Below are 13,694 nucleotides of genomic sequence, written 5' to 3' on the forward strand. Positions count from 1 at the left end.
ATGGGCATCCAGGACATCATCGAGGGCAAGAAGCAGTGGCGGGCACACACGGCCCGAGTCAAGGCCCTTCCGCCCGACTACCAGATCGTTTACAAGGAAATGCAGAAGTACCTGTTCAAGGTCGGACCCATCGACCTGCCCGACGGGCCCCTACTCCCCGGGATCGTCGACTTCTTCGAAGAGGGCGCCGCAGCAGGCAAGGGAATTTTGCAACTCATCGGCGATGACGTCGCCGCGTTCTGCGACGACCTGATCAAGGACTCCCGCACCTATGCGGATGTCTACCAGGAGTCCCTCAGCAGGGAACCCGGCACAGCCGGGAAGTAGCCTCCGCCGCTCACACCAGTGGGCATAGCCCGTACGCACGGTTCACCGCTTCGGCGCGGCGCGAACAGGCGCGGCCCGAACGACCAGCAACATCCCGGCCGGGTCCGTGTTCGCGCTGCTCGGCCCGAACGGCGCCGGGAAGACCACCGCCGTGAAGATCCTTTCCACGCTCGTCACCGCCGACGCCGGCGACCTGCGCGTCGGCGGGCACGACCTGGCCGCCGACCCGCAGGCGGTCCGTGCCGCGATCGGTGTCACCGGGCAGTTCTCCGCCGTCGACGGCCTGATCACCGGCGAGGTGCTGAACGAGGCGGCCGGCAGCATGGCCATGCCGCTGATCCTCCTGCCCCTCATCTCCAGCGCCTTCAGCCCGGCCGACACCATGCCCGGCTGGTGCGTCGGCCTGATCGCGCTCGGCTACCGCTGGTCGGCGGCACAGTTCACCCGTGACCCGAAGTAGCCGGGACGACCGTGCCGGCACCCGCCTGATTCGATAGACCTCTATGTTGACGACTGTCGATCCGGGAGGCACTGTTGATTCCATAGACATCGAACCAATCGCGCGAGGAGCATCCCATGAGTCAAGAGTCCGATCTGCGCGAAAGCGTCCGTGCCGGGTACGCGGCGGCAGCGCTGCAGGTGACCGAGGGCGGTACCGCCTGTTGCGGGTCCGGCAGCGTCGAGATCGACGAGAACTTCGGGTCGGGCCTCTACGGGACGGCGGAGCGGGAGTCGCTCCCGGCCGAGGCCGTCGCGGCCTCGCTGGGGTGCGGCAATCCGCTCGCGGTGGCGGAGCTGCGGGAGGGCGAGCGCGTGCTCGACCTCGGGTCGGGTGGCGGGATCGACGTCCTGCTGTCCGCCCGCCGTGTGGGAGCCGGCGGTAAGGCGTACGGCCTGGACATGACCGAGGAGATGCTCGCTCTGGCGGTCGCGAACGCCAAGAAGGCGGAGGCGAAGAACGTCGAGTTCCTCAAGGGCACGATCGAGGCGATCCCGCTGCCCGCGGGCACCATCGATGTCGTGATCTCGAACTGCGTGATCAACCTGTCGGTCGACAAGCCCGCGATGTTCGCGGAGATGTTCCGGGTCCTGACTCCCGGCGGCCGGATCGGCATCTCGGACGTCGTCTCCGACGACGAGCTCTCGCCGACCGAGCGTGCCGAGCGCGGCGACTACGTCGGCTGTATCGCCGGCGCACTGTCGTTCACCGAGTATCGCGAGGGTTTGGAGGCGGCAGGGTTCACCGGCGTCGAGATCACCCCGACGCATTCGGTCGCGGATGGCATGCACTCGGCGATCGTCCGCGCGGTGAAGCCCGCCGATGCCGTGCTCCCCGCTGCGACGAAGGCCGCGACGGCCGGAACGTCCTGCTGCGGCTGACGGGGAGCGGCGGCATCTGCGTCAGTCCTGATGGTGCTCTTCGCGCTCGACATGATCGGCGTGAAGGCCGTACGACGCTTCGTACCGCGCCCGCCCGCATCCTGGGGTCGACGGGTCCGCCGCTCGGCGAGGTCCGCCGCCGTCACCACCCCGGCCGTCCTCGGCTTCCTCACCGTCCCCATCCCCTGCGGGGGTCACCCTCGGCGTGGAGTCGATCGCCGTCACTTCGGGCTCCGCGCTCACGGGGGCGGCGGTCATGGCCGGCTTTGTTCTGCCGAGCAGGCCGCGTGACGGCTCCGCGGCTACGCTTGAGGTGGGGCGCCGGTCTGGGTGATCAGCTGGAGGCGGCACCGATGGGACGACGCCATCATTTCCACGTCGATTACGTGGGGCACTCGGTCAGTGCCACCGTCGAGACCGGCCACATGGTCGTGGTGGAGGTTCTGGTCGACGGCAAGGAGACCGGTCACGGCACGACGCACGATGACCACCCCGTGACCGTGCACGTCGAGCTGCCCACAGATCCGCCGACTCCGGTGTCCGTACGGGTGACGCCCGCTCCCGGCGTACCGCGCTGCATTCTGGAGTTCCCGGGAGCCGAGGATCACATCATGTCACCCCGCCCGTTCTGACGGAGCGGGCCACCGGGTCTGGCCCATGAACGGGTTGCCGTGCTGCTCGGGCCGTTGACGCTCTCGCCGTCAACGGCCACAGGCGGACCGAGCGACTTTCCGCGCGAGCAGCGGGTCCCCCGCACCGCGCGCCGTGGCGGTGCAGAGGACCCGATTCCATGCCCGGTCGGAAGGTCAGGCGCCGAGGTACCCGCCCAGTTCCCGCTCGAGAGCGGCCCTGGGCTTGGCGCCGACGATGGACTTGGCGACCCGGCCGCCGACGTAGACGTTCATGGTCGGGATGGACATGACTCCGTACGCGGCAGCCGTCTCCGGGTTCTCGTCGATGTTGAGCTTGACGATCTCGATCTTCTCGCCGTGCTCGGCGGCGATGGCCTCCAGCGACGGAGTCAACTGGCGGCAGGGGCCGCACCAGGCGGCCCAAAAGTCGACGAGGACGGGCTTGTCGCTCTGCAGGACGTCCTCGATGAAGGACGCGTCGGTCACGTTCTTGAGGGCCATGATGCGGCCTCCTCCCATGGTGGTGGTTACTGCGACGCGTCGGCGAGCGCGGCGAGGTACCGCTCTGCGTCGAGGGCGGCAGCGCAGCCGGTACCGGCGGCCGTGATGGCCTGGCGGTAGGTGTGGTCGACGACGTCGCCCGCGGCGAACACGCCGGGAAGGCTGGTGCGCGTGGACGGGGACTGGACCTTGAGGTAGCCCTCGGCGTCCAGGTCGAGCTGCTCGGTGAACAGCTCGGTGCGCGGGTCGTGGCCGATCGCGATGAACAGGCCCGTGGCGTCGAGGTGTTGGATCTCTTCGGTGATCACGTTGCGGACCGTGAGGCCGGAGAGCTTGCCGTCCTTGTCCTCCAGCTCGGTGATCTCGCTGTCGAAGAGGAAGGAGATCTTGTCGTCCGAGAACGCACGGTTCTGCATGACCTGGGAGGCCCGCAGGGTCGAGCGGCGGTGGACGATGGTGACCGAGCGGGCGAAGCGGGTGAGGAAGGTGGCTTCCTCCATCGCGGTGTCGCCGCCGCCGACCACAACGATGTCGCGGTCTCGGAAGAAGAAGCCGTCGCAGGTCGCGCACCAGGAGACGCCCCGCCCGGAGAGCTCTTCCTCCTTGGGCAGGTTCAACTTCCGGTAGCCGGAGCCGGTCGCGATGATCACGGCCTTCGCACGGTGGACCGTGCCTTCCGAGTCGGTGACGGTCTTGATGTCGCCGGTCAGATCCACGGAGACGATGTCGTCGTCGATCATCTCGGCGCCGAACCGCTCGGCCTGGGCCCGCATGTTCTCCATGAGCACGGGCCCGTCGACGCCCTCCGGGAAGCCGGGGAAGTTCTCGACCTCGGTGGTCGTCGTCAGTGAGCCGCCGACGAAGATCGCGCCGCCGAAGACGAGGGGCTGGAGGTTCGCGCGCGCCGTGTAGAGGGCGGCGGTGTATCCGGCGGGGCCGGAGCCGATGACGATGACGTTGCGTATGCCATCAGCGGTGTTCGAGTCAGTCACGTCGGTTCAGGCCTTCGACTTGGCGTCGATCTCGGCAATCAGGCCCTCGATGAGGCCCTTGATCTCGTCGCGGATGGGTCGGACGGCCTCGACTCCCTGGCCGGCCGGGTCCTCGAGCTGCCAGTCGAGGTAGGTCTTGCCGGGGAAGTAGGGGCAGGCGTCGCCGCAGCCCATGGTGATGATGTAGTCGGACGCCTGGGCGGCCTCGGGGGTGAGGACCTTCGGCGTCTGGTCGGAGATGTCGATGCCCAGCTCGGCCATGGCAGCCACGGCGGAGGGGTTGATCCGGTCGCCGGGGACGGAGCCCGCGGAGCGGACCTCGACGCGGTCTCCGGCCAGGTGGCGCAGGAAGCCTGCGGCCATCTGCGAGCGGCCGGCGTTGTGGATGCAGACGAACAGCACGGACGCGACAGGAGTGGAGGACATCGTTCTTCCTTGGGGTGAAGTCAACTGCGGGGTGGGAACGAGCGGGTGTGTCATGCGCCGAGCCGGGTGAGCAGCTCGGTGATGTGGGCGTCGATCTCGTCGCGGATCTCGCGGATCTCGCGGACGACGGCGATCGGGGCCCCCTCGGGGTCCGGCACCGGCCGGTCGAGGTGGCGACGGCCGGGGACGATGGGGCAGGCATCGCCACAACCCATCGTGATCACGATGTCGGCGGCCTGGACGACCTCATCGGTCAGCGGTTTGGGGTAGGCGGCGCTGACGTCCGCGCCGACCTCGGTGAGCGCCTGGACGACGTGGGGATCGACCACGGTGGCGGGTTCGGTGACGGGTTCGGTGCCCGGCGCTCCCTGGACCTTGGCGAGTGCCCCCAAGCGCTCGGCCGTGAGGCGTTCGGCACGCACGACGAGGTGGGTGTGGACCTGGGCGTCGGCTGCCAGGAGCGCGTAGGAGTCGGCGAGGAGCCGCTGCACGGTCTCCGGGGCGAGCCTGCCTTCGTGGCGTGCTGCGAGGCGCGCCACTCCGGTGAAGAGCCGCTGATCAGGCAGTGTGGGGGGCGGAGGCGAAGACATGAGAACCCTCCACGGGCTCCAAGAGGTCAGCCCGGGCTGGTATCAGGGCCGGGTGATGTGACAGTATCAGTCCATGATGACGTCAGTCGACACTGAACTGATCCGGGTACTGGCCGACCCGCTCAGGCTCCAGATCGTGACCCTCCTCGCCAAGGAGACGCTCTGCACCACCCATCTCGTGGAGGAGACGGGTGCCAAGCAGACGAACCTCTCGAACCATCTGAAGGTCCTACGCGAGGCCGGGGTCGTGGATACGGAGCCATGCGGACGGTACATCTACTACCGCCTGCGCCCGGAAGTCATCGAGGCCATCGCCGGTCAGTTCGCCGACCTCGCTCAGACCGCGCGCGCCACCGCCGAAGCGAACCTCAAGCGGTCCTGCCCATAGCCCGCTTCTTGCCTCACCTGCCCGAGGAGAACCGTTGTCCGTCACCGAGCCCGTCGCCGCCCCCGCAGCGGCGTCCGGCATAGCCGCCGACGCGCCCCAACCCGCGCCCGGCGCGACCCCGCCCCAGACCCCGTTGATCGCCCGCGCCGCCGCCGAGCTCGTCGGCACCGCGGCGCTCGTGGCGGTGGTGGTCGGCTCCGGCATCCAGGCCACCGAGCTCAGCCAGGACGTGGGCCTGCAGTTGCTGGCGAACTCCCTGGCCACCGTCTTCGGCCTCGGCGTACTGATCGCCCTCCTCGGCCCGGTGTCCGGCGCCCACTTCAACCCGGCCGTCACCTTGGCCGAGTGGTGGACCGCCCGTCGCGGCGGCGCGGGCGTCAACGCCCGCGAGCTGGCCGTGTACGTGACCTCGCAGATCGCCGGCGCGATCGCAGGAGCCATTCTGGCCGACGCGATGTTCGGCGAGTCTCTGGTGAAGTGGGCCACCCACGACCGCTCCGCCGGGAACCTCCTCCTCGGCGAGGTCGTCGCCACCGCCGGACTGATCCTCGTGATCTTCGGCCTGGCCCGCACCGACCGGCTCCGCTTCGCCCCCATCGCGGTCGCCTCCTACATCGGCGCCGCCTACTGGTTCACCTCTTCCACCTCCTTCGCCAACCCGGCCGTCACGATCGGGCGCGCGTTCACCGACACCTTCGCGGGCATCGCGCCCGCCTCGGTTCCGGGCTTCATCGGCGCCCAGCTGGCCGGTGTCATCGTCGGCCTGGCCCTGGTGGCGGTCATCTTCATGCGCGGCAAGACCGCGACCGCCGGAGCTCCGGCGGCATGACACAGAGCACGGACGTGGTGGTGATCGGTGGCGGCCAAGCTGGGCTCGCCGCCGGATACCACCTGCGTCGCCTGGGCATCGAGTTCGTCATCCTCGATGCCCAGGCGGCACCCGGCGGGGCATGGCAGCACACCTGGGACTCGCTCCGGCTGTTCTCCCCGGCGGCGTACTCCTCGCTGCCCGGTCGGCTCATGCCCGTCCAGCCCGGCGAGGTCTATCCGGACGCACAGCACGTGGTGTCGTACCTCGCCGACTACGAGAAGCGGTACGAGCTGCCGGTTCAGCGCGGCACGTGGGTCGATGCCGTCCACCGGGACGGCGCCTTCCTCCGTGTCGAAACCGACTGCGGCGACTGGCAGGCCAGGGCCGTCATCAGCGCCACCGGCACCTGGACCCGCCCCTTCCTGCCTGCCGTCCCAGGCCGCCGCGACTTCGCCGGCCGCCAGCTCCACACCGTGCAGTACCGCAGCCCCGAGGACTTCGCGGGGCAACGCGTGATCGTCGTGGGCGGTGGAAACTCCGGCGCGCAGATCGCCGCCGACCTCGCGGGTACGGCCGACCTGACCTGGGTCACCCAGCGTCCGCCCCGCTACCTGCCCGACGAGATCGACGGCCGCGCGCTCTTCGACGCCGCGACCGCCCGCCGCCAGGCCCTGGACGCCGGCCGCACGGACACCGGTGGCGTCGCCTCGCTCGGCGACATCGTCGCCGTCCCGCCCGTACGCGCCGCCCGCGACGCCGGCCTCCTCACCGCCACGCCCATGTTCAGCCGCCTCACCGAGGACGGAGTCGCCTGGGCCGACGGAACGAGCGCACAGGCCGACGCGATCGTCTGGTGCACGGGATTCCGCCCGGACCTGGCCCATTTCTCCTCGCTCCGCCTGCGCGGCACCCGGGGCCACATCGCCGCGATCGGCACCCGCGCCGTCGACGAACCCCGCTTGCACCTGCTCGGCTACGGCGACTGGACCGGTCCCGCCTCCGCCACCCTCATCGGCGTCGGCCGCCCCGCACGCGAAGCTGCCCGAGAGATCGCGGAACTGCTTCGAGCCTGACCTTCACGTCGCCGCGCCTGCCAGGCCGTGCGGTCGTCACCGACCACACGGCCCACGTCGACAACGCGACCAAGGCCTCGTCATCGTCCGGCGGCGCTGGTCAGCGGGCATGAACTCCTGCGCACTGGAAACAGTGCACGGTTCGGGCGGGCGTCTCGACGGGCGGCGCGAGCAACGGCCGCCGCCGGACCTCCCGTTCGGTGACGCGCGCGTGGTTGACGCAGACGGCTGCACCGCAGTCGCGGCAGACGCCGACAGCAGGACTGGCGGTTCCCGCAATGTGGCAGTCGAGGCAGTGCATCAGTGGGCCTTTCCAGGGACGGCCAGTTCAGGGGCCGCGAACTTCTTGCGCCAGGCCAGGGACACGTACACCAGGGCGATCAGCACGGGGACCTCGATGAGGGGGCCGACGACCCCGGAGAGCGCCTGGCCACTGGTGACGCCGAAGGTGGCGATGGCGACCGCGATGGCGAGTTCGAAGTTGTTGCCGGCGGCGGTGAACGCGAGCGTGGCGGTGCGGTCGTACGGGAGGCCGATGACCTTGCCCAGAAGGAAGGTGCCGAACCACATCAGGGCGAAGTAGACCAGCAGCGGCAGGGCGATGCGTGCGACGTCCAAGGGCTGCGAGGTGATGGTCTTCCCCTGGAGGGCGAAGAGGATGACGATCGTGAACAGCAGCCCGTACAGCGCCCACGGTCCGATCATCGGCAGGAACTTCGCCTCGTAGGCGGCCCGTCCGACCCTCTTCTCGCCGATGCGGCGGGTGAGGAAGCCCGCCAGGAGCGGCACTCCGAGGAAGACGATCACGTTCAGCGCGATGTGCCAGACGGGTACGTCGAGCCCCTGTCCGTCGCCGAGTCCGAGCCAGCTGGGCAGCAGGTCGAGGTAGAACCAGCCCAGGAGCCCGAAGGCGAAGACCTGAAAGACCGAGTTGAGGGCGACGAGCACGGCGGCGGCTTCGCGGTCGCCGCAGGCGAGGTCGTTCCAGATGATGACCATGGCGATGCAGCGGGCAAGGCCCACGATGATCAGCCCGGTCCGGTACTCGGGCAGATCCGGCAGGAAGATCCAGGCGAGCGCGAACATGACCGCCGGGCCGACGATCCAGTTGATGACCAGCGAGGAGAGCATCAGCTTCCGGTCGCCGGTGACGGAGTCGAGCTTGTCGTAGCGGACCTTGGCGAGGACCGGGTACATCATGACCAGCAGACCGATGCCGATGGGCAGGGAGATCCCGCCCACCTCCACCTTCGCCAGAGCGTCGTTCAGCCCGGGTACGAGTCTGCCCAGCCCAAGTCCGAGGCCCATCGCGACCAGGATCCACACCGCCAGGAAACGGTCGAGGGTGGACATCTTGGCGACGATCGAGGCGTCCTCGACGCCTGGCGGCTGGGAGGGGATGCCGGATTCGGTCGCGGTCATCAGCGGACTCGCTTTCGGTTCTGTTCGAGGGGCAGTGACTGGCGTGCGCGGGTGACTGAGCCCGGGAAGGAGCAGGGCGCGCCAGTCACATCAGGCATAGCTGACGTCAGTACAAACTGATGTTCTCACATCAGTGCATCCTGATTCCATTTGCAGCTGACATCAGCACCGAATGGTCTAACGGGTGACGCGACGTTCAGAGCAGCGCACCGCGGACGGGTGCTCGCTCAGAGACGGCTCGGGCGTCGCTTCGCTGCGGGCGCTCGGAGGACCAGACGACTCCTGAGCGGACGCCCGGTGCCTTTGCCCGAAGGTGGGGTCGTGGCGTAGCAGGCAGGCGCGGCGACCAGCGAAGATGCCCATCGTGGCCACAGATCAGAACCTCGCTCCCCTCCGCCCGACGCACTCGGCACCGCTGGCGTTCGGTGCGGGAGCGGCCATCGGTGTGCTGGGCGGGATGATCGGTCTGGGCGGCGCGGAGTTCCGCCTGCCGCTGCTGATCGGCCTCTTCGGCTTCGCCGCCCTCTCGGCCGTCATCCTGAACAAGGCGATGAGCCTGGTGGTGGTGCTGGTTGCATTGCCGGCCCGCCTGGCGGCGGTACCCGCCGCCGAAGTGGCCGCACGCTGGCCGGTCACCGTCAACCTTCTGGCCGGGAGCCTGCTGGGTGCCTGGGTCGGAGCGTCCTGGGCGGTACGCATGCGCTCCGCCACCCTGTACAAGGTGCTGGCCGCCCTGATGGTGCTCATGGCGGCGGCCCTGCTGGTCACGCACACCACCACGCTGGGCACGCTCGCACTGCCGCTGTGGGCGCAGGTGCCGTGCGGGGTCGTGGCCGGGTTCGGCATCGGGGTGGTCGCGGCGATCATGGGCGTGGCCGGAGGCGAGCTGCTGATCCCGACGATCGTGCTGCTGTTCGGCGTCGACATCAAGACCGCGGGAAGCCTCTCCCTGCTGGTGTCCCTGCCGACGATGCTCGTGGCCTTCGCCCGCTACAGCCGTGACGGCAGCTTCGCGGTGCTCGGCGCGAACCTCCGCTTCACCCTGGTCATGGCCGCCGGCTCCGTCGCCGGGGCGGTGCTGGGCGGGCTGCTCCTCGGCGTGTTCCCGGACCTCGCGCTCATCCCCGCGCTGGCCTTGATCCTTCTCGTTTCCGCGGTCAAACTCGCCCGTCACGACTGACCGGCAGTGGGCAGCGACCCATACGCCGGCTGCGCGGGCCAGGAGCTGGGCCATGCCGGCGAGGACCGTCGGCTCCACCCGGTAGTAGACCCAGGTGCCGCGCCGCTCGGAGGAGAGCAGTCCGGCTTCCTTCAGCTTCTTCAGGTGATGGGAGACGGTCGGCTGGGAGACGCCCACGTCGGAGATGTCGCAGACGCACGCCTCCCCGCCCTCGTGCGAGGCGACCGCGGAGAAGAGCCGCAGGCGCACGGGATCACCCAGGGCCTTGAACATCGTGGCCGTGCGCTCCGCCTCGTCCGCGGTCAGCGGGCGCTCGGTGAGCGGCGGGCAGCACGGCACGACGGCTTCCGGCTCCAGCAGCGGCAACACATTCAGCACCGACCCGGCACGGGCTCCGGAGTCGCCCGCTCCCCCGCCACGCCGGCACGCAACCGGCCAACGGGCTAACGGGCTACCCGGCGATTGATCTTCGACACAGGGTGGGGAACAAATCGGTGGACGCCAAGATCACGCCCGATAGTGTCCAAGCCATGACAATCGACTGGGATGGCCTCTGCGCTACCGGCTTCGGCGTGCCCGTGGACGTGGATCTCGACGAGCTTACGGAGCAACTGGCCAGTTGCCTGCGCGACCCCGACCCGCAGGTGCGCGACGGCGCACCGTACGTGGTGCTGCGCACCTGGATCGCGCGCGATGTCATCGCCGGTCCACAGCGGCTGCGGCTGGGCGACGATATGGCGCGCCGGTTCACGGACAGCGAGATCCAGGCCCGTACGTTCGCCCCGCTGGTCCTCGACATGATCGTTACTCGGGGCGATTTCCGGCAGACGTGGCTCGAGGCCTTCGGGGCGTGGTTCCCCGAGGAGACCGACCTACGCGGCCACGATCCGAAGCTGGGCTGGCTGCACGCCGTCGCACACGGGGCAGACCTACTGGGGACCTTCGGCACCCACCCGGACGTTGACCCCGCGGCCATGCTCGCCCTCGCGACCGAGCGCATACTCGCGCGCACGGACCACGTCTGGGACCAGCAGGAGGACGACCGGCTCGCAGGCGCGATCGCCAGGGTCCTGACGCGACCGGAACTGAGCGCTGCGGCGGCAACCGCCTGGCTCGACCCGATCGCGGCCGACTTCGGTGCGATCGGGCGTGGACCCAAGCCCGCGTACGCATCCAACGCGATGCGCACACTGCGGATGCTCTACCTGCTCCTCGACCGCGGCGCGCCACTGGTACCGAACGGCCCCAAACAACCCGTCCCGCACGCCGAGCCGCTGAAGGTCCGCCTGGCGTCCGTTCTCGACCACGTCTTCGGACACCCACCGGTCAAGGACTTCCCGCCGGCAGCCTGATCGCTCTCGCTCCCGCCGGTTTGGACAAGAGAAGCCGTGCATAGCGCCACGGGTCGTGTACTTGGTGTGCGACGACACGGTGAGCACGAAGCGCCGTACTGAGTCGGAGGCTAGTCCGCTTGGGTCCATCGCTTGACGATGTGCGGTGCGGAGAACGGAGCGGGCCAGGTCTGCAGCCGGACCTCCTCGGTCGCCTCGGGCTCCTCGTCTGACTCGAGCCAACGGACGGCGGCGGCGAGGTTCCGCCGAGAGGCTCGGGCTCGGGTCCAGCCTGCGGGCACTTCGAATCGAGCCGCGTCGTCGAGGTAGTCGGTACAGCCCATCACGATGACCAGTCCTGAGGGCGCGTGGAGGCTCGCCTCGACGACGTGGTCGAAGTCATCGCTGTCGTCGTGCGGCTGATCTGCGAGGACATGGACACTGACCGCCACGGTGTCGTTGACGGCGGTGCCGATGGCCAGGGCATCTTCAAGGACGCCGAGCCCGTCCACGACGGTCTGTTCGGTCCACACGCCGCTGAAATCACCTTCGGATCCCTCATCCAGAACGTGGATCTGGAAGTAGTCCGCGAAGAGCTCAAGGTTGGTCGCCACTGAGGCATCATCCCTACTGCCCGGCAAGGGCAGCACGGCGGGGGGAGGCTGAATCTCGGGCTGTGATCGTGCGAAGGGACCTGAGGATGATCCAGGCAGCGGACATTCGCGAGTGGCGCACCCACGACGTGGTCGACGCGGGCGGGCGCAGGATCGGCGCGCTGGAGGCCGTCTACGTGGACACCAGCACGGACGAGCCGGCCATGGCCACCGTGCTGGTGGGGCTGCCCACCCGGCACCGGCTGGTCTTCGTTCCGCTGGACGGCGCGGTCGTCGGGCCGGGGTACGTCCAGGTCCACTACGACAAGGCGCTGGTGAGGGAGAGCCCTTCGATCGGCACGGACGACGTCCTGCCCGCCGAGAATGAGGCCGACATCTTCCAGCACTACGGCCTCACCTACCGGCCCGGTGCGGGCGGCGAGCGGCAGCTCGCCCGCCGCTGAGCCCCCACTTGGCTGAGCCCCCACTTGCTCGAGGAGGTGTCCACGTCGTGAAGGTCTTCTTGATCCTGGTCATCGTGGCGATGGTGCTGGGCATCATCGGCGTTGCTGCCGAAGGCATGCTCTATTTGCTGTTCATCGGCATCCTGGTCTTCGTGGCGGCCCTGGTCCACCTGGGCATGCGCGGGCGTCGCTCCGGGCGCCGACACATCCGCTGAGTAGGCCGGGTGACCTTCTGCACCGTTCTGTGCTGCCGGGATAGCGGTGGGTGACCGTCCGGGATGCGCGGACGTGGGGTGCCGTTTCGCTGGCGGCATCCGCTCTCTCCCCCCATGTGACGGCCCGGCGACCTGTACCGGCCGGTGGCCGCCCACGCGATCCTCTGCGTGAGGGAGACACCGGCCGGTGTTTTGCGTCCCGCACCCACGGCGGGCGGTAGTCGTCGCGGGTCCGAGCCGGTGGTCAGGTGCTGAGCAGGCGGTCGAAGAAGGATCGGTACTGGCGCAGGGCCAGGCGCAGGTCCTCGGTGGCCACCTCCTCGCCGCGGTGCCACTGGCCTTCGAGTCCTTGCTTGTGGTCGGCGAACGTGGTGGCGAGCAACTGCATCACCTCGGCGACGAGCCCGTCTGCCGCCAACACCGACTGCTTCGGGTCGTCGACGAACCCCTGCTGGATCTGCTGCCACCGGATACGGAGGTCTTCCGCCTGCTGGGCCCCGAGAAGCGGGGCGGTATCGGGCTCCCGCTCCGACCCGTCCTGTTCGCCGGGCACAGCGTCCGGCTCACCTCCGCTGTCGTCCGTGACTCTGGTCCTGGGCGCCGCCCCCTCGTCTTCGGGAACCGCCGTCAGGCCATCGTCTGCGGTCTGTTGCGATGTGTCTGTCTGCGGGCGGGCGATGTCCTCGGTGGACAGGGTCTCTCCGGCGGGCTCGGGCTCGGCGTACTCGTCGTCGCGCCCGTATGGTCCTTCTCTCTGCATGTCCCTTCACCTCCATGCGGTGGCGAACGGCCGCTTTGCGGCTGCTGGGAGTCAGCGGCGTTCTTCATCCGGCGAAGCGGTGTCGTCTTTCAGAAGTTCCTCGAACAGCGCCCGGTAGTGGACCATGGCGCTCCGCAGTTCTTCCGTCGTGGTGTCCCTGCTGCCGGCCCGCCCCTTGACTTCATGGGCGATGCGGTAGTGGTCCAGTGTCCGGGAGTGTTCGACCGAGAGGTCCCGCTTCTGCTGCTCGAAATCCTCCGTCGGGTAGCCGCGCTCGCTCATGAGCGTGGTCACGAGCCGGTCCGCCTCACCCACGGCCTGGTCGGGGCTGTCGACGAAATGTTCCTGCACGCTGGCCCAGTCCCGTGCGTACCGGTCCCGGACGGTGGAGGGCAGCGGCCTGATCTCCAGCGCCTCATGCCGCTCCTCCCTCTCCTTGAGATCGCGCTCGGCCGCTCCGCGGCTCTGCCCCGCCTCGACCGTGCGGTCGTACTCGGGCCCGAACTGCTCCCGAAGGTGCCGGCGCCGGGTCATGGTCCGCATGGTCAGCGCGACGGCGGCCAGGACCACCACGGCGGCCACGATGATGATGATGGTCCACATCGCATC

At 69.1% G+C, this 13,694-nt stretch carries 18 protein-coding genes and 2 pseudogenes; 11 read left to right on the forward strand and 9 right to left on the reverse strand.

The features are described from left to right. The 4 genes and pseudogenes from DRB89_RS07235 (at window position 1) to DRB89_RS07250 (ending at window position 2,339) form a co-directional block, all read left to right on the forward strand. Window positions 1-327, forward strand: coding sequence for a DUF1048 domain-containing protein (locus tag DRB89_RS07235; protein WP_112447643.1), 327 nt, complete (start codon window positions 1-3; stop codon window positions 325-327). A 91-nt stretch (window positions 328-418) separates the two neighbouring features. Then, window positions 419-625, forward strand: a pseudogene (locus DRB89_RS07240) (ATP-binding cassette domain-containing protein); the annotation flags it as partial. A gap of 278 nt (window positions 626-903) precedes the next feature. After that, window positions 904-1,707 (forward strand): arsenite methyltransferase, encoded by an 804-nt coding sequence (gene arsM, locus DRB89_RS07245; protein WP_112447644.1) that lies wholly within the window; start codon window positions 904-906, stop codon window positions 1,705-1,707. A gap of 353 nt (window positions 1,708-2,060) precedes the next feature. Continuing rightward, window positions 2,061-2,339, forward strand: coding sequence for a hypothetical protein (locus tag DRB89_RS07250; protein WP_112447645.1), 279 nt, complete (start codon window positions 2,061-2,063; stop codon window positions 2,337-2,339). A 174-nt stretch (window positions 2,340-2,513) separates the two neighbouring features. On the opposite strand, the gene trxA is transcribed toward DRB89_RS07250, so the two are convergent. The 4 genes from trxA to DRB89_RS07270 are packed head-to-tail and all read right to left on the reverse strand — an operon-like array spanning window position 2,514 to window position 4,848. Continuing rightward, a complete protein-coding gene (trxA, locus tag DRB89_RS07255) occupies window positions 2,514-2,840 on the reverse strand; it encodes a thioredoxin (RefSeq protein WP_112447646.1) in 327 nt (108 codons plus the stop codon). A 26-nt stretch (window positions 2,841-2,866) separates the two neighbouring features. Then, complete coding sequence (gene trxB / locus DRB89_RS07260; protein WP_112447647.1) at window positions 2,867-3,832, reverse strand: thioredoxin-disulfide reductase; 966 nt, start codon at window positions 3,830-3,832, stop codon at window positions 2,867-2,869. A gap of 6 nt (window positions 3,833-3,838) precedes the next feature. Continuing rightward, on the reverse strand, window positions 3,839-4,258 hold the full coding sequence (locus DRB89_RS07265; protein WP_112447648.1) for an arsenate reductase ArsC: 420 nt from the start codon (window positions 4,256-4,258) through the stop codon (window positions 3,839-3,841). A 50-nt stretch (window positions 4,259-4,308) separates the two neighbouring features. Next, complete coding sequence (locus tag DRB89_RS07270) at window positions 4,309-4,848, reverse strand: arsenate reductase ArsC (RefSeq protein ID WP_112447649.1); 540 nt, start codon at window positions 4,846-4,848, stop codon at window positions 4,309-4,311. Window positions 4,849-4,921: 73 nt separating this feature from the next. Here DRB89_RS07270 and DRB89_RS07275 point away from each other — a divergent pair, with 73 nt between their 5' ends. The 3 genes from DRB89_RS07275 to DRB89_RS07285 are packed head-to-tail and all read left to right on the forward strand — an operon-like array spanning window position 4,922 to window position 7,120. Further along, on the forward strand, window positions 4,922-5,236 hold the full coding sequence (locus DRB89_RS07275) for a metalloregulator ArsR/SmtB family transcription factor (protein ID WP_112447650.1): 315 nt from the start codon (window positions 4,922-4,924) through the stop codon (window positions 5,234-5,236). A 34-nt stretch (window positions 5,237-5,270) separates the two neighbouring features. Next, entirely contained in the window at window positions 5,271-6,065 is a 795-nt protein-coding gene (locus DRB89_RS07280; protein ID WP_112447651.1) for an aquaporin, read from the forward strand. Beyond that, window positions 6,062-7,120: an ArsO family NAD(P)H-dependent flavin-containing monooxygenase gene (locus tag DRB89_RS07285; RefSeq protein WP_112447652.1), complete on the forward strand. Its 1,059-nt coding sequence runs from the start codon at window positions 6,062-6,064 to the stop codon at window positions 7,118-7,120. The genes DRB89_RS07280 and DRB89_RS07285 overlap by 4 nt, the downstream gene beginning before the upstream one ends. Window positions 7,121-7,420: 300 nt before the next feature. Here DRB89_RS07285 and arsB read toward each other — a convergent pair whose 3' ends face one another. Further along, window positions 7,421-8,542, reverse strand: a complete 1,122-nt coding sequence (gene arsB / locus DRB89_RS07295; RefSeq protein WP_112447654.1) for an ACR3 family arsenite efflux transporter — start codon at window positions 8,540-8,542, stop codon at window positions 7,421-7,423. Between the two features lie 355 nt (window positions 8,543-8,897). Between arsB and DRB89_RS07300 the strand changes: the two genes are divergently transcribed. Continuing rightward, window positions 8,898-9,722: a sulfite exporter TauE/SafE family protein gene (locus DRB89_RS07300; protein ID WP_239516049.1), complete on the forward strand. Its 825-nt coding sequence runs from the start codon at window positions 8,898-8,900 to the stop codon at window positions 9,720-9,722. 39 nt (window positions 9,723-9,761) lie between these two features. Here DRB89_RS07300 and DRB89_RS07305 read toward each other — a convergent pair. Next, window positions 9,762-10,091: pseudogene (locus DRB89_RS07305) on the reverse strand (metalloregulator ArsR/SmtB family transcription factor); the annotation flags it as partial. Window positions 10,092-10,216: 125 nt separating this feature from the next. Here DRB89_RS07305 and DRB89_RS07310 point away from each other — a divergent pair. Continuing rightward, a complete protein-coding gene (locus tag DRB89_RS07310) occupies window positions 10,217-11,074 on the forward strand; it encodes a DUF2785 domain-containing protein (protein ID WP_204357662.1) in 858 nt (285 codons plus the stop codon). Window positions 11,075-11,184: 110 nt separating this feature from the next. On the opposite strand, the gene DRB89_RS07315 is transcribed toward DRB89_RS07310, so the two are convergent. Next, window positions 11,185-11,667 carry a hypothetical protein gene (locus DRB89_RS07315; RefSeq protein ID WP_204357663.1) on the reverse strand — a complete coding sequence of 161 codons (483 nt, stop codon included), beginning with the start codon at window positions 11,665-11,667 and terminating at the stop codon, window positions 11,185-11,187. Between the two features lie 86 nt (window positions 11,668-11,753). Here DRB89_RS07315 and DRB89_RS07320 point away from each other — a divergent pair, with 86 nt between their 5' ends. Further along, a complete protein-coding gene (locus DRB89_RS07320) occupies window positions 11,754-12,110 on the forward strand; it encodes a PRC-barrel domain-containing protein (protein WP_112447656.1) in 357 nt (118 codons plus the stop codon). A 47-nt stretch (window positions 12,111-12,157) separates the two neighbouring features. Beyond that, window positions 12,158-12,325: a hypothetical protein gene (locus DRB89_RS43660; RefSeq protein WP_204357664.1), complete on the forward strand. Its 168-nt coding sequence runs from the start codon at window positions 12,158-12,160 to the stop codon at window positions 12,323-12,325. Between the two features lie 244 nt (window positions 12,326-12,569). Here DRB89_RS43660 and DRB89_RS07325 read toward each other — a convergent pair whose 3' ends face one another. Together DRB89_RS07325 and DRB89_RS07330 are read right to left on the reverse strand one after the other, a co-directional pair. Further along, window positions 12,570-13,085 (reverse strand): hypothetical protein, encoded by a 516-nt coding sequence (locus DRB89_RS07325; RefSeq protein WP_112447657.1) that lies wholly within the window; start codon window positions 13,083-13,085, stop codon window positions 12,570-12,572. Window positions 13,086-13,136: 51 nt separating this feature from the next. Further along, window positions 13,137-13,688 (reverse strand): hypothetical protein, encoded by a 552-nt coding sequence (locus DRB89_RS07330; RefSeq protein ID WP_112447658.1) that lies wholly within the window; start codon window positions 13,686-13,688, stop codon window positions 13,137-13,139. Window positions 13,689-13,694 lie beyond the last annotated feature (6 nt).

Origin of the sequence: Streptomyces sp. ICC4, from assembly GCF_003287915.1 — a bacterium.
GTDB classification, from domain to species: Bacteria; Actinomycetota; Actinomycetes; order Streptomycetales; family Streptomycetaceae; genus Streptomyces; species Streptomyces tritrimontium.